Source organism: Saccharothrix tamanrassetensis (genome assembly GCF_014203665.1).
GTDB classification, from domain to species: domain Bacteria; phylum Actinomycetota; class Actinomycetes; order Mycobacteriales; family Pseudonocardiaceae; genus Actinosynnema; species Actinosynnema tamanrassetense.
In genome coordinates, this window is the sequence record NZ_JACHJN010000006.1 from 99,211 (window position 1) to 119,574 (window position 20,364).

Below are 20,364 nucleotides of genomic sequence, written 5' to 3' on the forward strand. Positions count from 1 at the left end.
AGGAGGAGCACCATGACCAAGCCGTTGGACCGCCGCTCGATGTTGAGGGTGTCGGCGTTGACCGGGCTCGTCGGCGCAGCCGGCGTGGGGACGGTCGCGCCCGCGCTGGCCGATCCGCGCCGCCCCGACGGCGCCGGGCCGGACGGGAACAGCCCTGACGGCACCGGCCGCGACGGCACCGGCACCAACCGCCTCCGGCGCATCCCGGGGCTCTGGGAGGCGACGCTGGTCATCCAGGAGCAGCAGCGCCGGGAGCTGGCGTTGTGGAACCTCTCCGAAGACGGGATGTTCCTGCACACCGGCGACAACGGCGGCACCGGGTTCGGCCGGTGGGAGCGGAGCGGGCTGTCGACGTTCACCGTGACGTTCCGCGAGTTCGTGCTGACCGCCGAGGGCGCCTTGGAAGGGCAGCTGCGGATCCGCGAGACGTGCACCTTCACCGGGGCCGACACGATCGAGGTGTCGTCGGTCGCCCGGTTCTTCACCCCGGAGGGCTCGCTGCTCGGCACGTTCCACGCGACCGGCACGGGCAGTCGGGTCAACGACTAGCCGTTGTGCGGCAAGGGGTGCTGCCGTCGGTGCGGAGAGCCGGCGGCGGCGTGGGCCGGCACCGTTCACGGGTCAGTGGTCGGTGGGTCAGCGGGCACGGGTGAGCGGCCTGGGTCAGCGGGCAGCGGTCAGCGGGCGGGGTGAGCGGGCATGGGGTGAGTGGCCGGGGTCAGCGGGTCAGCGGGTGAGCTGGCTGAGGAACTCGATGTTGGTGCGGGTCTTGCGCAGGCCGTCGAGCAGCACGTCGACGTCGCGGCCGTCGAGCGCCCGGCGCAGGGTGTGCGTGACGGCGAGTTCCTCCGGCGACAGCAGCAGGTCGTCGCGCCGGGTGCCGGACTGGTCGAGGTCGACGGCGGGGAAGATCCGCCTGCCGGCCATCTTCCGGTCCAGCTTGAGCTCGGCGTTCCCGGTCGCCTTGTACTCCTCGAAGATGAGGGTGTCGCCCACCGAGCCGGTCTCCACGAGCGCGGTGGCGAAGATGGTCAGCGAGCCGCCGCCTTCGACGTTGCGCGCCGCGCCGAGGAACCGCTTGGGCGGCAGCAGGGCGGCGGAGTCCACGCCGCCGGACAGGGTGCGGCCGGAGGCGGGGGCGGCGAGGTTGTAGGCGCGGCCGAGGCGGGTGAGCGAGTCGAGCAGCACCACGACGTCCCGGCCTTCCTCCACCAGGCGCTTGGCGCGTTCGACGGCCAGCTCGGCGATCGCGATGTGGTCGGCGGGTGAGCGGTCGAAGGTGGACGCCACGACCTCGCCCGGCACGGTGCGGCGGAGGTCGGTGACCTCCTCGGGCCGTTCGCCGACGAGCACCGTGATCAGGTGGCACTCCGGGTTGTTCCGGCTGATCGCGTGCGCGATCGCCTGCAGCACGGAGGTCTTGCCCGCCTTGGGCGGCGCGACGATGAGCGCCCGCTGGCCCTTGCCGACCGGCATCACCAGGTCGACCACGCGGGTGGTCAGGTTGTCCGGCCCGGTCTCCAGCCGCAGTCGCTCGGTCGGGTGCACCGGCACCAGGTCGGCGAAGGCGGGCCGGTGCAGGGCATCGGCGGCGCGGCGGCCGTTGACCTGGTCCACCCGGACCAGGGGCGGTCGCTGCCTGCCCTTCGGCCGGCCGGCCGCACCGGTCACCAGGTCGCCCCGGCGCAGGCCGAGCCGGTTCACCAGGGACAGCGGGACGTGCACGTCCTCCGGCCCGGCCAGGTAGCCGCGGGTCCGGAGGTGGGCGGTGGTGTCGTGGACGTCGAGGATGCCGGCCACGGGTGCCAGTACCTCGGATTCGTTTTCTCGCAACAAAGTCGACGTCATGATGGGGTGGGTGTCCTTTCCGGACGGAAGCGGCCGTGCGCACACGGGGACGGGTGAAGGTGAACGCCGCGAGCCGGGTTCGATCCTTGGAAGTTCCCGTGGGAGGCATGGCCAACATCCACGGGGATGCACCGAGGGTAGCCGGGATCGACCGCGATCGCAACACGCTTCCGTCGACGGGTCGGGAGCACCGGCTGCTTGCCGCCGTGCTGCCTGCTGCCTGCCGCTCGTTGCCGTGCTGCCTGCCCCTTGCCGCCGTGCTGCCTGCCGCTCATTGCCGTGCTGCCTGCCACCCGCTCGTTGCCGTGCTGCCCGCGCGCCCTCCACGAACGCCCGCCGCCCGCCGCCCGCCGCCTGACGCTCGTCGCCGTGTCGCCTGCTGCCCGCCGCCGTGTCGCCCGCTGCCTTCTGTTTAGGCTCATGCTTCGAGACCGGCGCCAGGTTGTCACTGGCAGGCCGGTTGACCGGATTGGGGGCCATTCGGCGGTTTGGGCCGGCCGCAGGAAGAACGGTCACCGCCGCAGGCGAGTCCGGTCGAACGAGGAGCGCCGATAGGCTGACCCGGTGTCGATCGTCCGCAAGGTGCTCGCCCTGCTGCCCGGTCCGTTGCGCGACCTGGTCCTCAGGCACCGGGAACTGCTCAAGTTCCTGATCGTCGGCGGCACCTGCTTCCTGGTCACGGCAGGCGTCAACTACGCGCTCAAGTTCACCGTCCTCCGCCCCAACCCGGTCACCGCGCTGATCATCGCGACCATCGTGGCCACCATCGTCTCGTACGCCCTCAACCGCGAGTGGTCCTTCCACACCAGGGGCGGTCGGGAACGGCACCACGAAGCGGCGCTCTTCTTCCTGATCAGCGGCGTCGGGGTGGCGTTGAACTCGTTGCCGCTCATCGTCTCCCGCTACGTCCTGGGCCTCCGCCAACCCGCGGTGAGCCTGCTCGTGCAGGAGGTCGCGGACTTCCTGGGCGGCATGGTCCTCGGCACCCTCATCGCCACGGTGTTCCGCTGGTGGGCCTTCCGCCGCTGGGTGTTCCCGCTGCGCGACGACGCGCCCGACGCGGGCGGTCCCTCCCTCCGGCCGTCCGACGACCCGGACGACGATCTGCGCGAAGCGGCCTAGATTCCAAGATCACCATGAATCTTCATAGCATGATCACACCGTCGTTGACACGTCTTCCGAACATGGATTAGCGTCATTTTCGGCTGCCAGGGGGGCAGTGCGAGGGGGCGGCTGCCGTGATTCGGGTCCACTGCGTCTCATGACTCCTGTCGCGTCCGGTGCGAAACTGCCCGGCGCTTGACGGAATTCCTGGTCGGTGTTCCGCCGGACGGCTGTCCGGGGGTGCGTTCGGCCGGTGCCCGCGTGCGTTCGGGCGAATGGGGTCGGCGGGTCCGGGTTCGAATGCGGGTGTCGGTCTCTCGTTCTTCGGTGCGGGAGGAACGGTTCGTGAAGCTGCTCGGGGGAAATCGCCGCGGTGAGCGGTGGCGGTCTCGCTCCGATCGTCCTGCTGCACAAACGCACCAGCGGCACCTGCTGAGCATGTGACGGCGGTGGTGGCCGCGACTCCGGGCATGGGTCGTGGGAACTTCGCAATCCCGAGGGGATACGGACGATGGCTGATCCGAAAGTGCTCGAAGCCCAACAGTGGGTGAACTCGACCTATGGCGCGGTGCCCGGTTACCAGAGATGCGAAGAGAATGGTGTGACCGGTTGGGGGGTCATGTTGTCCCTCACCCGCGCGCTCCAGCACGAACTGGGCATCACCACCCTTTCCGACACGTTCGGCCCGACCACGTTGGGCAAACTCGCCGAACGCGGCAACGTCGGTCCCGGCTATGCGAACAAGAACATCGTCCGGATCGCCAAGTACGGCCTGTTCGGCAAGGGCTACTGGGCGGGTGAAACGTCCAACGGTGTCTTCGACAACGACCTGTACGAGGCGGTGCGGGACCTCAAGGGCGACATCGGGTTCTCGTCGGACGGCTACATCCCGCCGAAGATCTTCAAGGCGATCCTCAACATGGACGCCTACGTGCTGCTGTCCGGCGGGCGCACCGAGGTGCGGGACATCCAGCGCTGGCTCAACGCCACCTACCTCAACAGGTCGACGTTCTTCGTCATCCCGTGCGACGGCCACTACTCGCGGGACGTGCAGGTGGCCCTGATGCGGGCCATCCAGTACCAGATCGGCATCCCCGAGGACCAGGCCACCGGCAACTTCGGGCCCGGCACGCAGAACGGCCTGCGCAACAACACGGTGCGGCCCGGCTCCCCGGCCGCCTGGGTGCAGCTGTTCAGCGCCGCCTGCGTGTTCAACGGCGGGGTCGGCGCAGTCCACGCCGGGTTCACCTCCGACTGGGACTCGGCGCTGGGCAACTTCGTCAACGCCTTCCAGGACTTCTCCATCCTCGCCCGCACCGGCATCGGGGACTACGCCACGTGGGCGCAGTTGCTGGTGTCGACCGGCGACCCGGACCGGCCCGCGGGCGCCTGCGACACCCGGTTCCACATCAGCGTCTCGCGGGCACAGGCGCTGAAGGCCGCCGGCTACCACGTGGTCGGCCGCTACCTGGACGAAGACCCGTGGAGCACCATCGACAAGGAGATCCAGCCCGGCGAGCTGGACGCCATCTTCGCGGGCGGCATGCGGATGTTCCCCATCTCGCAGTACGCCTCCGACGCGGTCGGCGACTTCACCTGGTCGAAGGGCTACGACCACGCGCTGCGCGCCCACGACCGGGCCGTCGGGTACGGCTTCAACCGGGGCACGGTGATCTACTTCGCGGTCGACTACGACGCCACCGGCGAGCAGATCACCAGCAACATCATCCCGTACTTCCAAGGCATCCAGGCCGGTCTCGGCACGCGCGGCAAGCGGTACGTCGCGGGCGTCTACGGCTCCCGCAACGTGTGCTCGCGGGTCAGCGACGAGGCGTTCGCGCGGTACTCGTTCGTGTCCGGCATGTCGTGGGGATTCTCCGGCAACCTGGGCTTCCCGCTGCCCGCGAACTGGTCGTTCAACCAGATCAAGGAGTTCGACTTCAACGCGGGCGGCGACGTTTTCGGGCTCGACCGCGACGTCCGCCGGGGCAACGACCCGGGCGTGGGCCGGGAGAACGTCGGCGGCAGCGATTCCCCCGTCGACGCCTACCTGCGCTACATCGACGGCCTGTACGCGACCGCCGTGGCCTACGGAGGTGACGCCAACCTGCGGGTGATGGAGTACCTGCGCCACCCCGCCTACAACGGGGCCTGGTCCGGCTGGCAGATCCTCATCGGCAACGTCGACCAGGCGTGGATCGACTACGCCCAGGCGCACGCGCCGGCCAGGGTCGGGTCCTATGTGGACCCCGCGCTCGGCATCACGGTGAACGCCGACCACTTCGGGGCCACCGCCAATGCCGTGTACCTCAAGGGCAACGGTGGGCGCGGCGACTTCGGCGGCTGGTCGGGCGACCTGGCCACGTTCTACGGCGAGTGGCGCTCGCACGGCGACGAGTACGCCTCCGGGTACGCGTTCTGCTCCGACCGCCTGGCCAAGATCAACGTGCTGTCGTCGTTCCCGCTCAACGACCTGGTGGAGGACGTCGACGGCTACCTGGTCGGCAGCGCGGTGCGCAACGGCGCGCGGATCGACCAGGCGATCCGCGCCCACCTCACCGGCGGGCACCGGACCAGGTTCCGGCAGTTCTACGACAACCGCTACGGGGGCACGGTGGCCGGCGTCCGCGACGCCGCCTGGAACGCGCTCGGCGGCAGCACCGGGGACGCGCAGCTCTCCGGGCTCACCGAGGCCGCGATCCGCAAGACCGGCGGGGCGTGCCTGCTGCCCACCCAACTGCCCGCCGCCAAGCTGGAGCCGTTCCTGCAAGGCTATGCGGAGACGATCGAGAGGTTGTCGCGCAGCTGACGGAACGCCCTGACGGCGGGCGTGGAGGAGGAACCGTGGCAGTCCCGGGAACGACGCGGCGGTGGGCGGTCGCCGCGCTGTGCGCGCCACCGGCGGCGTTCCTGGTGTACGTCTGGGGCGCGATCCACATGTACGCGCCGGACATCCGGGAGACGTGCACCCTGCAGCACGGCGGGTGGGATCCGGCCTACGGGCGGGTGACCTACCTCCCGCTGTCCCGCAAGTGCAACGCCTACCAGGACATGGTGCCTTCCTACGTGAACCCGGCCGTCGTCGCGCTGCTGGCCGCGACCGCGCTGTTCGTGGTCCTGGCCGTCGCCGCCCGCCGAAACCCTCGATCCCGCAAGGAGCCTCAGCCACCATGAGCGAATCCAGCCAGGAAGATCCCACCCAGGAAGATCCCACCGCGAGAGGACCCGCGGGGGACGCGAACCGGCTGGGGCGTCGCCGGTTCTTCGCCATCACCGGCGGTCTCGTGGCCGTCGCGTCAGTCGGCCTGGCCGCGCCGCCCGTGGCGTCCGCCGCGCCCTCGACCAACCCGCCCGCCCAGCCGGACGCCCTCGCCAGGTACGCGGTCGAAGGGTCCAACGCGTCGGTGACGCTGTTGTCCGGTCCGTCCGCCGTCGTGCTGCTGCACGTCGCCCGGCGCTTCCACTACGAGATCGGCACGTTGGGGGCGGACGACGTCGCCGGCTACGCCGAGGTCCCGGCCGGCTCGCCGTTCGAGGCGGACTACCGCTCCGGCACCGCCATCGCCATCCGCCCCGCGATGTACCCGGCCGGGGCGACCGGGGGCCTGTTCCCGCACGAGGTGGCGATCGTCCGCGACGTCCTGGTCGAGTGCGAGGGCGTGGTCCGCTGGGGCGGCGACTTCCGGAAGACCCCGAAGGAGGGCCACTTCCGGATCGACGTGAAGCCCGGTGACGCGGCGCTGGACCGGGTGGCGCGCAAGGTCGGCGGCTGGGCGGACGCGCCGGGCCGGGTCGCGCCGGCCGACCCGTTCGTGCCGGGCCGCCGGCAAGCGGCGGAAAGGCTGGCGGAACGCCAGAAAGCCACCGGCTGACCCCGGTCACCACCTGCGGAACCAGGGTCGACACGGGCTGACCCGGGTTGCCGCCGGCCGGAACAGGTCGACACGGGTTGACCTGGGTTGTCACCGGCTGGAACAGGTCGACACGGGCCGGCCCGGGTTGCCGCGGGCCGGAACCCAGGTCGACACGCGCCGACCCCGGGGCACCAACGGCTGGGCGCCAGGTCGCGAACGCCGGATCCCGACCGGCTCGACGGTCAGTCGGCGACCAGGCCGGCTTCGTGGGCGAGGATCGCGGCCTGGACCCGGTTGGTCAGGTCCAGGCGGGTCAGGATGGTGCTCACGTGGCCTTTGACGGTGCCTTCCACCAGGTTCAGGCGGGTGCCGATCTCGGCGTTGGACAGCCCCGCGGCCAGCAGCGACAGCACTTCCCGTTCGCGCGGGGTCAGGGCGTCGGTCCGGGCCCGGGCGGTGCCGGCGCGGGTCAGGGCGGTCGGCCGGAGCCGGCTGATCACCCTGGCCGCCACCTTCGGCGCCAGGTAGGCACCGCCGCCCGCCACCGCGTGCACGCCCGCCACCAGTTCCCGCGGGTCGCCCGACTTGAGCAGGAAGCCCCGCGCGCCGCCGTCCAGGGCTCTCGCCAGGTACTCGTCGTCGCCGAACGTGGTCAGGATGGCCACCGCCACCGAGGGCACCGCCCCGGTGATCGCGGTGGCGGCGGCCAACCCGTCCAGCTGCGGCATCCGGATGTCGAGCAGCGCCACGTCGGGCCGGTGGGCGATGGCCAACTCCACGGCCTCCCGGCCGTTCGCCGCCTCGGCCACCACGGTGATGTCCGGGTCGGTGGCGAGGATGGCCCGCACCCCGGCCCGGATCATCGCCTCGTCGTCGGCCAGCAGTACCCGGATCACGATTCCCCTGTGGGTGGTGGTGCCGCTGTGCGCGGCAGTGTGGCGACGACCTCGAACGTGCCGTCGCCCCGGTTGACCTCGAACGTACCGCCGACCAGCCGCACCCGTTCCCGCAGCGCGGTCAGGCCCGTCCGGGCTCCCGCGCCGCGCCGTGCACCCGCCGGCACGTCGTTGGACACGGCGATCGTCGTCGCAGACGACGTGTTCACCACCCGGATCCGCACCGGAACGCCGGGTGCGTGCTTGGTCGCGTTGGTCAGGGCCTCCTGCACCACGCGGTGCGCGGTCCGTTCGGTCAGGGCGGGCAGGGCCGTCGGGCCGGACCAGTCCACGGTCGCCGTGACGCCTGCCCGGGTGGCCCGGCCGACCAGGTCCGCGATGTCCTCGGACCCGGGGTGCAGCGGCGCGGGTTCGCCGTCCCGCAGGATGGTGACCAGGTCGGCCAGGCGCTCGGTCGCGGCCCCGGCGGCGGCCCGCAGGTCGCCCACCGCGGTCCGGTGGTTCCCGGGCAGGTCCGGGGACAGTTCCAGGGCTCCGGCCCGCAACGCCAGCAGGCTCAGTTCGTGGCCCAGCGTGTCGTGCATGTCGTGCGCGATCCGGGCGCGTTCCCGGAGGTGGACGCGTTCCGCGGCGGCCGCCGCCAGGTCGGCCTGTTGCCGGGCCGAGCGGCCGACCAGCCACGGGAGCGCCACGGCCAGCGCCGTGGCGAGCAGGCCGGTGGCCCAGGCGTCCACGTCGACCAGAACCGGCGGAACGCTCAGGACCGCGACCACGGCCAGTGCGGGTACGGCGCGCGGTGACCGGCGTCCGGCCAGGAAGCTGATCACACCCAGCGCCGCGCCGAGCGCCACCGCCCACGGGGGCACGCTGTCGCCCAACGCCAGGGCCAGCGCCTGCGCCGCCACGGTGCACACGCCCAGCGCGGCCGGTGCGGACCGGTCGAGCACCGCCAGGGCCGCCACGGGGGCCACCAGCGCGCCGGCGTAGGCCCAGCCGCCCAGGTCGCCGGCGGACAGGGCGACGACCGTCAGCACCGCCACCAGCAGGGCCACCGCCCATCGCGGGATCCGCTTCACGGGCATCGACGCTACCCCGCCACCACCGGCGGCGACCGCCGCGGCCTCACCAGCGCCACGAAGCGGGTCACCAGCACCGCGCCGTTCCCGACGGCCGAGACGGTCAGCCACGTGACCAGGGCGGGGGAGTAGTAGGCGAGTTGGACGCCCGAGATGTCCCGACCGCCGCCCACCACGAGCCCCACCAGGTCCGACATGGTCACCAGGAAGACGAGCGGCACCAGCCGGGGCAGCAGTCGCAGCGCCCGCTGCCACCCGGGCCGAGGGGTGGCGGCCCACCGGGCGGAGCGGCGCAGGGCGAGGAAGCACAGCACGAGGCTCAGCACCGTCAGCGCGGCCAGGACCAGGTCGATGACCAGCCGGAGCGAGGAGCCGGTGTCCGGGACGCCGCCCTCCAGCAGGGTGGCCAGGCCGTCCTCCAACGCGCCGGTCCCCTCGTTGCCCAGTGCGACGCCGCTGCTCGCGGTCACCGCGATGCCGTAGCCGGACGGCAGCAGCAGTTGGCCCGCCGAGTGGGTGAACCAGATGCCGCTGTGCCGCACGCGCCCGTCCTCGGAGGTGTCCCAGCCCATCCCGTACGTCCAGCGCGGGTCGGACGAGGTGTGCATGGCCTTGACGCTCTCCGGCGAGACGAGCCTGGTGCCGTCGGCGGTCCGACCTCCGTTCGACTGCACGACCAGCCACCGCGCCATGTCCTCGGCCGTGCTGACGACGCCGTCTGAGCCGGCCACCAACCGGTGCGGCTCGGTGGCCGGGATCGACGCGCCGTAGGCGTAGACGTGACCCTTCGTCACGCCGCCGGGCGCGTGCGTGATCGTGGTCGTCGACCTCATGCCGGCGGGCTCGAACACGTGCCGGCGGAGGTAGTCCGCGTACGGCTCGCCGCTCACCACCTCCACGAGCCGGCCGGCCAGGTGGTAGTTGGTGTTCGTGTAGTGGTGCCTCGTGCCGGGGTCCACGGCGAGCGTCGCGGCGTTGGCGCGGGGGACCGCGTCCGCCAGGGAGTCCGGCTGCGGCAGGCTCTTCTCGCGCAGCGTGCGGTCGCTGATCCCGGACGTCTGGTTCAGCAGTCGGCGGACCGTGATGCCTGCTGCGCGCGGGTCGGCGAGGTGGAAGTCCGGGAGGTAGTCGGCGACCGGCCGGTCGAGCGCGACCGCTCCCCGCTCCACCAGCTGCATGACGGCCAGCGCGGTGAACGACTTGCTGACCGAGGCCACCGGCATGGGGGTGGTCGCGGTGACGTCCGCGTCACCCCGGCCGTAACCGGCGACGTGCACCACCCGGTCGCCCTTGGTGATCGCCACGGTGACGTCGGGATAGCCGGCGTTCCCGGCGAACTCCGTCACGAAGCGGTCGATCGCCGCGCGGTCCGGCTCACCCGCCGCCGCCGCGACCGCCGCGTTCGGTGCGAGAACGGCGGCCACTGCCACCGCTGCGACTACTGCACGCCAATGCCCCACAGCACACTCCCGATCGTCTTGGTCCGATGGTGGTGACGCTAGGAATTCCGGCTTCCCGGGGCACGACCCGAAGGGCAGGGCCCGGCCATGACTTTCGTCAGGGGTCGGGGAACCACGGCGGGTGGCGGGTCGTTCGAGTGGTGTGGGCACAGTCGAAGCGGTGTCGACCTCGCCGCGGCCGGGCGAACCCGCCGCCGGCCGGGTCTGACGCCGCCGCTCGGACGGGCCGTCCGGCACGGGTGTGACAGTTCCATCGGTCGCCGATGCTTCGCCGGGCGCGTGCAACGTTCTCGGGCGGTTCGGCGATGTGAGACGCGAGTGGTGGTCGTCGCCGGGGCGGCCGGCTGGGGAGGCGTTCATGGTCGTGCGGGCTGGGGCGGCTTCCGACGTGGGGCTGGTGCGCGCGTCCAATGAGGACAGTCTGCTGGTCGGCTCCGCGCTGTTCGCCGTGGCGGACGGGATGGGTGGGCACGCGGCCGGCGAGGTGGCCAGCGCCATGGCGGTCGAGCACCTGCGGTCCCTCGACGGGCGCGCGGACCTGCGGCCGGACGACATCCGGGTGGCGCTGGGAGAGGCCAACGAGGCCATCCGGGCCGCCGGGGTGGAGCACCCCGAGCAGGCCGGCATGGGGGCGACCGTCACCGGGCTGGGGTTGGTGCGCTTCGCCGGGTCGCCGCACTGGGTGGTGTTCAACCTCGGCGACTCGCGGGTGTACCGGTATGCCGACGGTGTGCTGGCGCTGCTCACCGCGGACCACTCCGAGGCGGCCGAGATGGTGGCCGCCGGGACGATGACCGCCGAGCAGGCCCGGTACTCGCGGTACCGGAACGTGATCACCCGGGCGCTGGGCGTGCACCGATCCGTCGAGCCCGACCAGTGGGTGTTCCCGCCGGTCGAGGGGGAGCGGTTCCTGCTGTGCTCGGACGGGCTGAACGGCGAGCTGGAGGACGACGAGATCGCCGCCGTGCTCCGGGACGTGCCCGACGCGGAGTCGGCCGCCTCGGAGCTGGTGCGGCGGGCCGTGGTCGCCGGCGGGCGGGACAACGTGACGGTGGTCGTCGTGGACTACGGCGTCGGCGACGGCGAGTCCGGGCAGGGCGTCCGTGCGGCCGGACCGGAGGACACCATGCCGCGGAGCGCCCCGTGACGGTCTACACACCGGGTGCGGCGGTGGCTGTGGTGGCCGACCGGACCTGGCTGCTGATCGGTGCCGCGCCGGCGTCGGACGTGGTGCGGCGGTGCTGGGAGCTGGTGCGCGGTGGGGCCGGGCTGGACGACGTGCTGAGCGTGATCGCGCACGAGGGGTTCCGGTCGGTGGGGAGCTTCGCGCTGGTGCGGTGCGACGACGCCGAGCGGCGGGTCGTGCTGCGGGGTGACGCCGTGGTGGGCGTGGTCGGCGCCGACGGGGTGCCGCTGGAGCTGCGCGACGACGGTGCGGCGACCTGGGTGGACACCGGGCTGCCGGACGAGGTGGCGGAGCTGCGGCTGGCGGCCGGGGTCGGCGCGGGGCCGGAGCTGCCGGTGGAGTGCGGGGTCGTGCTGGCCTCCCTGTTGGTGGCGACACTGGCGGAGGTGACACCGCAGCCGGTGACGTCGGTGGAACCCGAGGACGGGGTGGCGATCGAGTCCGCGCCGACCGTGGTCGCCGCGCTGCCGAAGGTTCCGGACGTCGATCCGGCGGTGGCCGAGCGGTGGACCGAGGTCATCGCCGTGCCGCACGGGTTCACGCCGTCGGTGCAAGGCGTGGTGGTGCCGCAGGCCGAGCAAGGCGTTGCGCAGTCGGTATCCCAGCCGGTGCCCCAGGTGGTCGCGCAGCCGGTGCCCGCAGTCGCACCACAACCAGCGCCAAAACCAGCGCCAAAACCAGCGCCACAACCCGCGGCGCAGCCCGCCGCGACCCCGCGAGTGGACGAAACGTCGTTGCGCCGCAACGCTTCCCCCGACGACACGAGGCACATCGCCACGACGGGCACGCCCAGAGTGCGCGCGATCGCCTGTCCCGCAAGGCATCTCAACCCCGAGCACGCCATCGCCTGCCGGGTCTGCGGCCAAGCACTCCCCCCGCAGGACGCGTTCGTCGTGCCGCGCCCGCCACTGGGTGTCCTGCGGCTGTCCACCGGTGAGGTGATCTCGCTGGACCGCAGCGTCATCCTCGGCCGCGACCCGCAGGTGGCCGATCGCGGCTCCACCGGCCCGCACGCGATCCGCCTGGCCAACCAGGGCAACGACATCTCGCGCAACCACGTCGAAGTCCGCCTGGACGGCTGGGACGTCCTCGTCGTCGACCTCGGCTCGAAGAACGGCACCACGGTGATCGCGCCCGGCTGGTCGCCGCAGGAGCTGGCGGGCCTCATCCCGGCCATCCTCACGCCCGGCTCGCGGGTGATGGTCGGCGAAGGCGCGTTCTTCACCTACGAGGTGACCGGGTGACGACGCCGCCGGAGATCCGCCGCAGCACATCGGGCGGACCGGCGCGTTGATCGTGCCGTAGGACGCCCCACGACCACGTCCGGAGCAGCGGCTCCGGAGGTCAGGCAGGCGTCGGAGTCGACCGACGTGCGACAGGGCGGCTGTCGACCGGACCCGGTCGACAGCCGCCCTGTCAGGCGGTCAGCTGCTCAGCTGATCAGCAGGCGCCCTGGTCCTGCCACACGGCCCAGGAGCCGGGGTGGCCGGGCTCAGCGCCGGTGGAGTACCACGTGGACTTCCACTTGTGGGAGTTGTGCGAGACCTCGTCGTTGGGCACGTAGGCCGTGGACGCGTCCCACGCCGGAACGCCGTCGCAGCCGCCCGGACCGCCGCCGCCCTGGACCGTGAGGGTGTAGGTGGCGGTGTGGCTGGTGTCCGTGCCGGTCGCCGTCACCGTGATGGTGTACGTGCCCTCCGGCGTGGTGGCCGCGGTCGCGATGGTCAGCGTGGACGACTCACCGGACTCCACCGACAGCGGGGTGAAGGTGGCCGTCGCGCCCGTCGGCAGGCCGGACGCCGCGAAGTGCACCTTGTGCGGCGAGCCGGCGGTGGTCGTGGTGCTCACCGTCGACGTCGCCGAACTGCCCGCTTGCACGGTGCCGCTGGTCGGGTTCAGCGCCACCGAGAAGTCGTTCGCCGGGGGCTCGCCCCCGACCCGCAGCGTGTACGTCGCCGAGTGCGACGCGTCCGCTCCGGCACCCGTGACGGTCACCGTGTGGGTGCCCGCCGGGGTGGCCGCGGTGGTGGCGATGGTCAGCTTGGACGACTCGCCGGCCGCGATGGTGGCCGGGCTGAACGTCGCCGTCGCGCCGGCGGGCAGGCCCGAGGCGCTGAGCGAGACCTTCTGCGACTCACCGGACGTGACGGTGGTGCCGACGGTCGTCGTCACCGATCCGCCCGGGTTGGTGTCGCCGCTGCTCGGGTTGAGGGCGATGGAGAAGTCGTTGACCGGCGCCGTGCCGGTGACGACCACGTTGAACGACGCCGTGTGCGTGGCGCCGCCCTTGCCCTGCACGGTGACCGGGTAGGTGCCGGCCGGGGTGGACGACGGCACGGTCACGTTGACCGTGGACGACTGGCCCGAGGTGATGGTCTCCGGGTTGAACTTGACGACCACGCCGGACGGCGCGCCGCTCGCGGACAGCGCCACCGACTGCGGGTTGCCGGACGTGGTGGTGCTGCTCAGGGTCGCCGTTCCCTGGCCACCCTGGGGGACGGTGACCGAGCTCGGGTTCAGCGCCAGGCTGAAGTCGTCGACCGGGGTGGACACGCAGGTCGGCTCACCGGCCTGGGCGGGCACGCTGATCGCCTGCCACGCCGCCTTCACCACGTTGTACTGCGCGCACGTCGGGTCGAGCGCCTTGGCGGCGGTCAGCGTCGCGACGCGGTACTTGAAGTGCGTCATGGTGGACGTCTTCAGCAGCATGGCGTTGTAGAACACCCGGCCCGCGGCCTGGATGCCGATGCCGCGCACGGTGGAGCCGTCGCAGGTCGGGCTGTTCGGCTTGCCGCCACCGGGGCTGGAGCCCTCGGCGAGCAGGTAGAACCAGTGGTTCAGCGGACCGGCCGCGGCGTGCACCTCGGTGCCCGGGATGGCGCTGGACCAGCAGTTCGGGTGGCCGCCGACGGCCTTCGGGTCGGCCATGTTGCGGATCGGGCCCTGGCCCACCAGGTTGACCTTCTCGCCGACCAGGTAGTCCGGGGTGTCGAACGGGGACGGCTCGTTGGCGTACGCCTCGGTCAGCGCGCCCATGATGTCGCCGGTGGCCTCGCCGAGACCGGCCTCACGCCCGGCGCCGCCGGGGGTGTACTGGTCGATGGCGTGCCCGTGCTCGTGGCCGACCACGTCCATGGACGCGATCCACTGGTTGGCGTTGTTGCGGCCGATCTCGATGTGCTGGCCGGTCCAGTAGGCGTTGACCTTGTCCAGGCCCACCTTGACCGTGACGCCGCGGCCGTTGCCGTCGATGCCGTTGCGGCCCAGCCAGTTCTTCAGCATGTCCCACTGCTTCTGGGTCGACCACAGGACGTCGGCGCAGCCGGTCTCCTTGCTGGTCGCCTTGCCGGTGCCGAAGGAGTTGGACGGCTTGCTGAACGGCTGGTTGGTCGCGTAGTCGACGCAGCGCAGGCCGGGACGGGTGTCGTCGACCGTGCTGTTGTTGCTGGTGTCGATGTTCAGCGGGTTCGGGCCGTTCCACTCGCTGTTGCCGGTGCCCGCCTTGACGTCGTCCACGAGGTCCTCGACCGCGCCGTCGTGCGCGTTCACGTAGACGTGCAGCCGGCTCGGCGCGCCCTCGCGCTGCCCGCTGACGATGACCTCGTAGACCAGCTTGCCGTGGTCTTCGGCGAGCACGGACAGCGTGCCGCCCTCGACCTTGTCCACCTTGGACAGCTGGCCGCGGGCGATGGCCTTGGCCCGCTGGACGCTGACCCGGGCTCTGGTGTCGACCGCGAGTCCGCCTTCGTTGGCGGCCACGGTGTCCAGGATCTTGCCCGCCGCGTCGGTGGCCACGACCGCGTCGCCGCCGATCACCGGCAGGCCCTTGTAGGTACGGTCGTAGGAGACGTAGAAGAGGTCCTTCTTGCCGGGGATGCCGCCGGTGTAGACGGCCTTCCGCTGGAACTGCTCGTCAGGACCCTTGGCCAGGGCGTCCAGGCCGGACGCCGCGGCCGCGTCGGCCGCGGTCGTGGCCAGGGTGACCGGGCTGTCCGGCGCGGCCGGCGCCGCTTGCGCGACGCTCGACGCGGTCTGTACCGACAGCGCGGCCAGGCACGCGGCCAGGTAGACGCCGATACTGCGTTTCATGCCAGCTCCTCAGGCACGCAGGGAATACCGAGGACTCGGACGGGAACGTCCCAAGTCACGAAGTGGGCGGCCTCGTTGGAAACAGTCCCTGTGTAACGCGCATGGCGTAACCCATCGAGGATTAACCGTTGCCAGAACGTGTTTATTGATCTATTCGGGGCAATCCGGCATGACCACGGAGCCAGCTGGTCATACCGACGGCCTTATGGCTTTCCGGTATGCCCCCGAACGGTCGCACGATTATTTACGAATCTACCCCTCCGTGGCCCCGATCGCCTGTTTCCGGTATTTGTCCGGATCCGGACGTGCGCAATGGGACGAATGCCCGCCGGTCGGTCGCCGCGTCCGGGAGCCGGGCCGGGGCGCCGGGTTGCTAGGGTCGGCAGTCGCGGTTCGGTGTCGTCGCGTGGGGAGGCGTGCTGGTGAGCAGGCCCCTGTACCAGCTCAAAGCCGAGTTCTTCAAGACGCTCGGGCACCCGGCGCGGATCCGCGTGCTGGAGCTGCTGAGCCAACGCGAGCACGCGGTCGCCGAGATGCTGCCCGAGGTGGGGATCGAGGCCGCGAACCTGTCGCAGCAGCTGGCCGTGCTGCGCCGCGCGGGGCTGGTGACCACCCGCAAGGAAGGCTCGAACGTCTACTACTCGCTGACCAGCCCGCACGTGGCGGAGCTGCTGGCGGTGGCGCGGCGCATCCTCACCGGCGTGCTGTCCGGTCAGGTGGAGCTGCTGGAGGACCTCCGCACGCCCGGCTCCTGAGACCGGGGTCGCACGGTCGAGCACTTGCGAAACTCTTCAAGTGTTCAGATCATGGCCCTCGTCGGCGACGTCCGGGGAGGTGCGGGGGACCGTGAGCGTGGCGGTGGTCGGTGACGGCAGTGCCTTCGGCGGACCCGACGTGGAGCCCGCCCTGCGGCGCCTCGCCGACGCCCTCGCCCACGCCACCGCGAGCCCGGTCCACGCCCTGCGGCTGGGTCCGGACCCGTTCGACCTGCCGGCCGGGGTGGACGCGGTGGTGCTCGCCCACACCCGCCCCGACCACGCCTGGCGGATCCCGGCCGGGACACCCGTGGTCGCCGACCTGGACGCGATCGCGGTGGTGCTGCTGGCCAAGCTGCTCACGACGCTGGCCGCCGCCGGTCGGACGCCGAAGCGCAGCGGGGTCGTGGTCGCCGGGGCGTCGTCCTGCCCGGCGGTCGGCCCGCTGCTGCTGGCCGCCGGCATCCGGGACATCACGCTGTGGAACGAGGCCGACGCCCGGGCCTTCCCGCTGTCCCGGATCGCGTCCCGCGCCCACGCGGTGATCGACCCGCTCGACGGCCTGCCCGCCCGGCTGCCCGCGCCGCCGGTCACGATCGGGGACGCGGGCCGGCCGGACCCGGCCGCCGGGCTCGTCGGCGCGCAGCGATCGGATGGTGCGGACGATCCGGGGGGCGAGCGGGTCGGGGCGGAGCCCGCGGACGGAGGAGGCGACCCGGCCGATGCCCTCGGCCCCGCCCGCGAACTCCCCGTCATCGCCCTGGCCGGCGTCGCCGACCTGCTCCTGGTCCTGCCGGGCCTGCTCGACGCACTGCGCCGGGTGCCCGGCGCGTCCCCGGAGGTCGACGTGCTGCTCGCGTCCGCGCTGGCCCTGGTGATGGCCACCCCGCCGGACCGGCGGCTGCCGGTCGGGCCCTCCCCGGCGCTGGCCGCGCAGGTGGCCGACGCCGCGGTCCGGAGCCTGCGACCGACCCCGCCGGTCGACTAGCCGCGCGACCCGTTCCCGGCCGGTCGGGCACCTCTCGCGCCGGCCGTCGGTGCTCGCCCGACCGGCGGAAACCAATGAGGTCACGGCCTCTTGTGCTCGTTGTCCGCGCCTTGTATACATCTCGTCCATGAGCAGTTCACAACCGTCCGGGGGGTCCGCCCAGGACACCACCTACCGCTGGCTCAAGCAGCACATCGCCACGCTGCCGCCGGATGACGGGACGTTCCTCACCGAGTCCGGCGTGGCCCAGGCGGCGGGCACCTCGCGCACCCCCGTGCGGGAGGCGCTGCTGCGGCTGGAGGCCGAGGGCTTCCTGCGGATCATGCCCAAGAAGGGTGCGTTCGTGCCGCCGATCTCGGACGCCGAGGTGCGCGCGGTGATGGAGGCGCGGGCGCTGGTGGAGGACTGGTGCGTGCGCCGGGCGGTGCCGGCCGGGGAGGCCTTCGCCGCCGAGCTGGACCGGCTGGTGGCCGACCAGGAGAACGCGATCACCGATCCGCTCGGGTTCATCGAGCGCGACCGGGTGTTCCACCGCACGATCGTGCGGCGGGCCGGCAACCCGGTGCTCGCCGACTTCTACGAGACGTTGCGCGAGCGCCAGGTCCGGATGGGCCTGCGGGCGGTGACCACCAGCGCCGACCGGTCCCGCCGGGTGCTGGACGAGCACGCCGCGATAGTGGCCGCGCTGCGCACCGGAGACCCCGAGGAGGCGGGCCGCGCGGTCGCCGCCCACCTCACGAGCACGCTGACCGCGCTGCACCTGTCCGACGCCGGGAGTGCGTGATGCGCACTGGAGCCGAGTACCTCGCCTCGTTGAAGGACGGTCGTCGGGTCTACGTGGACGGTGTGGCGGTGGACGACGTCGCGCACCACCCGGCGTTCGCGCCGATCGCGCGGACCATCGCGGAGCTGTTCGACCTCGCCCACGGTCCGGCGTTCGCGCACGACGGCGTGAACCGGCTGTTCGTGCCGCCGCGCAGCCGTGAGGACCTGACCGCCTTCCGTTCGGCCGCAACGGTCTGGGCGGAGCACACGCACGGCTGGGTCGGTCGCAGTCCGGACCACGTGGGCGCGTTCGCCGCCGCGTTCGCCGCGCACCCGGAGGCGTTCGCCGAGAGGCTCGCGCCCAACGTGGTCGCGTTCCAGCGCCGCGTCGCCGAGCAGAGCCTGTACGTCTCGTACGCGATCGTCCCGCCGCAGGTGTCCCGCGCGACCCCCGCGAGTGCGTGGGAAGGCGACCTGATCCAGGTCGGCGTCGCCGAGGAGCGCGCTGACGGGATCGTGGTGCGGGGCGCGCAGATGCTGGCCACGGGTGGTGCGGTGGCCGACGAGATCCTGGTGTCCTGCATCAAGCCGCTGACCGCCGAGGACACCGACTTCGCGATCAGTTTCGCGGTGCCGGTGGGCGCCGCCGGGCTCAAACTGCATTGCCGCAGGCCTTACGCGCCGGCTGCGACCAGCCGTTTCGACTACCCGTTGACGTCGCGGTTCGACGAGACGGATGCGTTGTTGGTGTTCGACGACGTGTTCATCCCGTGGGAGCGGGTGTTCGTCTACCGCGATATCGCGGGTCTGCGTCGCCAGTTCTTCGAGACGGGTGCGCATGTGTTGGGCAACTGGCAGGCGCAGATCCGGTTCGCGGTGAAGTTGCGGTTCCTGGCCGGTCTGGCGAGGAAGGTCGCTGCGGTCAACGGGGTGGACAGGTTCCCCGGCGTGGTCGAGAAGCTGGGCGAACTGGCGTCGCTGACGTCGCTGGTCGAGTCGGCGGTGCTGGCCGCCGAGTACGCCGCGCAGCCCGACGACCAGGGCATGTGGCGGCCGGACGCCCAAGCCCTGTACGGGGTGATGGGGTTGCAGGCCGAGCTGTACCCGAGGGTGCTGGCGATCCTGCGCGACCTGGTCGGCGGTGGCGTGCTCCAGGTGCCGTCCAGCGTGGCGGACATGACCAGCGCCGAAACCAGACCGGACATCGACCGGTACGTGCACAGTCCCGGTGTGCCCGCCGAGGAGCGGGTGAAGCTGTTCAAGTTGGTGTGGGACGCGATCGGCAGCGAGTTCGCCGGGCGTCACCACCAGTACGAGATGTTCTACGCCGGGGCGCCGTTCGTGGCCAAGGGCTACGCGTTCCGCAACTACGACTTCGACACCGCGCTCGCGGCGGTCGACTCCTTCCTCGCCTCCTACGACACGGAGACACCATGAGCAAACCCGAACGCGAGTTCTTCCCCGTCACGGAGGTCGGGTTCACCGTCTGCCCCGGCGACGACCCCGCCATCACCGAACGGATCCTCGCCCGCGACGACGAAACCGGCGTCGCCACCAGGGTCCTGCGCTACGCGCCGGGTGCCGACTCGTCCGCGATGGGCGTGCAGCGACACGACTTCTGGGAAGAGGTCTACATCCTGGAGGGCTCGTTCACCGACCTGACCCTCGGGCAGACCTTCACCCGAGGGATGTACGCCTGTCGCCCGCCGGGTATGCCGCACGGCCCGTGGCGCACCGACGAGGGGGTCCTGACATTCGAGGTCCGCTACCGGACCTGAGCACCCTGGAGGATCCGATGATCCCGGCTACCACCCCCGTCGACCCGTCGACCATGCGCCGCACGATGGGCCGCTTCGCGACCGGCGTCGCCGTGGTGACCACCCGCGCCGCCGACGGCGCACCGCACGGCATGACCGTCAACTCGCTCACCTCCGTCTCCCTCGAACCGCCACTGCTGCTGGTGTGCCTCACCACCGGCGCACGCAGCACCGAAGCCGTCGTCTCGGCCGGCCGGTTCGCGGTCAACATCCTGTCCAGCCGCCAGGAACACCTGGCGCTGCGCTTCGCCCGCCGCGGCGAGGACCACTTCGCGGGCCTCGACGTGACCCACGGCCGGCACCGCGTCCCGGTGATCCCGGACGCGTTCGCCCACCTCGAGTGCGACGTCGAACGCCACTTCACCGCGGGCGACCACGTCGTGGTCGTCGGCCACGTGCGGGACGTGTGCGAGCGCGACGGCGAGCCGCTGGGCTTCCTGCGCGGCAGGTTCAGCGACGTGCTGGACCGCGGGCACGCGCCCGCGCCCTGGATCTCCTGACAAGTCCCGCCCAGGACCTCCCTCGA

Annotated in this window: 17 protein-coding genes and 1 pseudogene; 13 read left to right on the top strand and 5 right to left on the bottom strand. The window is 72.0% G+C overall.

Translation table 11 applies throughout. From position 1 onward, the window contains the following. The first annotated feature begins 12 nt into the window (after positions 1 to 12). On the top strand, positions 13 to 549 hold the full coding sequence (locus FHS29_RS19950) for a hypothetical protein (RefSeq protein WP_184692567.1): 537 nt from the start codon (positions 13 to 15) through the stop codon (positions 547 to 549). Between the two features lie 177 nt (positions 550 to 726). On the opposite strand, the pseudogene rho reads toward FHS29_RS19950, so the two are convergent. Further along, a pseudogene (gene rho, locus FHS29_RS19955) lies at positions 727 to 1,821 on the bottom strand (transcription termination factor Rho); the annotation flags it as partial. A gap of 591 nt (positions 1,822 to 2,412) precedes the next feature. Here rho and FHS29_RS19960 point away from each other — a divergent pair. The 4 genes from FHS29_RS19960 to FHS29_RS19975 all read left to right on the top strand — a co-directional run bounded on the left by FHS29_RS19960 (position 2,413) and on the right by FHS29_RS19975 (position 6,824). Next, positions 2,413 to 2,970 (top strand): GtrA family protein, encoded by a 558-nt coding sequence (locus tag FHS29_RS19960; RefSeq protein WP_184692571.1) that lies wholly within the window; start codon positions 2,413 to 2,415, stop codon positions 2,968 to 2,970. Between the two features lie 583 nt (positions 2,971 to 3,553). Beyond that, positions 3,554 to 5,761: a glycoside hydrolase domain-containing protein gene (locus FHS29_RS19965; RefSeq protein WP_221456335.1), complete on the top strand. Its 2,208-nt coding sequence runs from the start codon at positions 3,554 to 3,556 to the stop codon at positions 5,759 to 5,761. A 35-nt stretch (positions 5,762 to 5,796) separates the two neighbouring features. Then, positions 5,797 to 6,126, top strand: a complete 330-nt coding sequence (locus tag FHS29_RS19970) for a hypothetical protein (RefSeq protein WP_184692575.1) — start codon at positions 5,797 to 5,799, stop codon at positions 6,124 to 6,126. Next, the gene (locus FHS29_RS19975) at positions 6,123 to 6,824 is read left to right on the top strand and encodes a hypothetical protein (RefSeq protein WP_221456336.1); all 702 of its coding nucleotides are present in this window, start codon (positions 6,123 to 6,125) and stop codon (positions 6,822 to 6,824) included. The genes FHS29_RS19970 and FHS29_RS19975 overlap by 4 nt, the downstream gene beginning before the upstream one ends. Before the next feature lie 224 nt (positions 6,825 to 7,048). On the opposite strand, the gene FHS29_RS19980 is transcribed toward FHS29_RS19975, so the two are convergent. From FHS29_RS19980 to FHS29_RS19990, 3 genes are read right to left on the bottom strand one after another with little or no spacing between them, the layout of a single operon-like run. After that, the gene (locus tag FHS29_RS19980) at positions 7,049 to 7,702 is read right to left on the bottom strand and encodes a response regulator (RefSeq protein WP_184692577.1); all 654 of its coding nucleotides are present in this window, start codon (positions 7,700 to 7,702) and stop codon (positions 7,049 to 7,051) included. Further along, a complete protein-coding gene (locus tag FHS29_RS19985; protein ID WP_312865007.1) occupies positions 7,699 to 8,778 on the bottom strand; it encodes a sensor histidine kinase in 1,080 nt (359 codons plus the stop codon). Before FHS29_RS19985 ends, FHS29_RS19980 begins: the two co-directional genes overlap by 4 nt. Positions 8,779 to 8,789: 11 nt before the next feature. Next, positions 8,790 to 10,202 (bottom strand): serine hydrolase domain-containing protein, encoded by a 1,413-nt coding sequence (locus FHS29_RS19990; RefSeq protein ID WP_312865008.1) that lies wholly within the window; start codon positions 10,200 to 10,202, stop codon positions 8,790 to 8,792. 394 nt (positions 10,203 to 10,596) lie between these two features. On the opposite strand from FHS29_RS19990, the gene FHS29_RS19995 reads away from it, so the two are divergent. Continuing rightward, complete coding sequence (locus FHS29_RS19995; RefSeq protein ID WP_184692584.1) at positions 10,597 to 11,385, top strand: PP2C family protein-serine/threonine phosphatase; 789 nt, start codon at positions 10,597 to 10,599, stop codon at positions 11,383 to 11,385. Further along, a complete protein-coding gene (locus FHS29_RS38200; protein WP_184692586.1) occupies positions 11,382 to 12,668 on the top strand; it encodes an FHA domain-containing protein in 1,287 nt (428 codons plus the stop codon). The genes FHS29_RS19995 and FHS29_RS38200 overlap by 4 nt, the downstream gene beginning before the upstream one ends. A 196-nt stretch (positions 12,669 to 12,864) precedes the next feature. On the opposite strand, the gene FHS29_RS20005 is transcribed toward FHS29_RS38200, so the two are convergent. Beyond that, positions 12,865 to 15,513 (bottom strand): M4 family metallopeptidase, encoded by a 2,649-nt coding sequence (locus FHS29_RS20005; RefSeq protein WP_184692588.1) that lies wholly within the window; start codon positions 15,511 to 15,513, stop codon positions 12,865 to 12,867. 422 nt (positions 15,514 to 15,935) lie between these two features. Here FHS29_RS20005 and FHS29_RS20010 point away from each other — a divergent pair, with 422 nt between their 5' ends. From FHS29_RS20010 to FHS29_RS20035, 6 genes are all read left to right on the top strand, one after another. Further along, positions 15,936 to 16,268 carry an ArsR/SmtB family transcription factor gene (locus FHS29_RS20010; protein ID WP_184692590.1) on the top strand — a complete coding sequence of 111 codons (333 nt, stop codon included), beginning with the start codon at positions 15,936 to 15,938 and terminating at the stop codon, positions 16,266 to 16,268. A gap of 91 nt (positions 16,269 to 16,359) precedes the next feature. Further along, the gene (locus FHS29_RS20015; RefSeq protein WP_184692592.1) at positions 16,360 to 17,256 is read left to right on the top strand and encodes a serine/threonine-protein kinase; all 897 of its coding nucleotides are present in this window, start codon (positions 16,360 to 16,362) and stop codon (positions 17,254 to 17,256) included. A 127-nt stretch (positions 17,257 to 17,383) separates the two neighbouring features. Continuing rightward, positions 17,384 to 18,040 (top strand): GntR family transcriptional regulator, encoded by a 657-nt coding sequence (locus FHS29_RS20020; protein ID WP_184692594.1) that lies wholly within the window; start codon positions 17,384 to 17,386, stop codon positions 18,038 to 18,040. Continuing rightward, the gene (locus tag FHS29_RS20025; protein ID WP_184692596.1) at positions 18,040 to 19,458 is read left to right on the top strand and encodes a 4-hydroxyphenylacetate 3-hydroxylase family protein; all 1,419 of its coding nucleotides are present in this window, start codon (positions 18,040 to 18,042) and stop codon (positions 19,456 to 19,458) included. Before FHS29_RS20020 ends, FHS29_RS20025 begins: the two co-directional genes overlap by 1 nt. After that, on the top strand, positions 19,455 to 19,799 hold the full coding sequence (locus tag FHS29_RS20030) for a cupin domain-containing protein (protein ID WP_184692598.1): 345 nt from the start codon (positions 19,455 to 19,457) through the stop codon (positions 19,797 to 19,799). Before FHS29_RS20025 ends, FHS29_RS20030 begins: the two co-directional genes overlap by 4 nt. Before the next feature lie 17 nt (positions 19,800 to 19,816). Continuing rightward, complete coding sequence (locus tag FHS29_RS20035) at positions 19,817 to 20,338, top strand: flavin reductase family protein (protein WP_184692601.1); 522 nt, start codon at positions 19,817 to 19,819, stop codon at positions 20,336 to 20,338. The last annotated feature ends 26 nt before the right edge of the window (positions 20,339 to 20,364 follow it).

Excerpts from the sequence above, each read along its gene's own strand:
- FHS29_RS19950 (WP_184692567.1), top strand. The coding sequence starts at position 13 with ATGACCAAGCCGTTGGACCGCCGCTCGATGTTGAGGGTGTCGGCGTTG.
- FHS29_RS19975 (WP_221456336.1), top strand. The coding sequence starts at position 6,123 with ATGAGCGAATCCAGCCAGGAAGATCCCACCCAGGAAGATCCCACCGCG.
- FHS29_RS19995 (WP_184692584.1), top strand. The coding sequence starts at position 10,597 with ATGGTCGTGCGGGCTGGGGCGGCTTCCGACGTGGGGCTGGTGCGCGCG.
- FHS29_RS20005 (WP_184692588.1), bottom strand. The coding sequence starts at position 15,513 with ATGAAACGCAGTATCGGCGTCTACCTGGCCGCGTGCCTGGCCGCGCTG.
- FHS29_RS20020 (WP_184692594.1), top strand. The coding sequence starts at position 17,384 with ATGAGCAGTTCACAACCGTCCGGGGGGTCCGCCCAGGACACCACCTAC.
- FHS29_RS20025 (WP_184692596.1), top strand. The coding sequence starts at position 18,040 with ATGCGCACTGGAGCCGAGTACCTCGCCTCGTTGAAGGACGGTCGTCGG.
- FHS29_RS20030 (WP_184692598.1), top strand. The coding sequence starts at position 19,455 with ATGAGCAAACCCGAACGCGAGTTCTTCCCCGTCACGGAGGTCGGGTTC.
- FHS29_RS20035 (WP_184692601.1), top strand. The coding sequence starts at position 19,817 with ATGATCCCGGCTACCACCCCCGTCGACCCGTCGACCATGCGCCGCACG.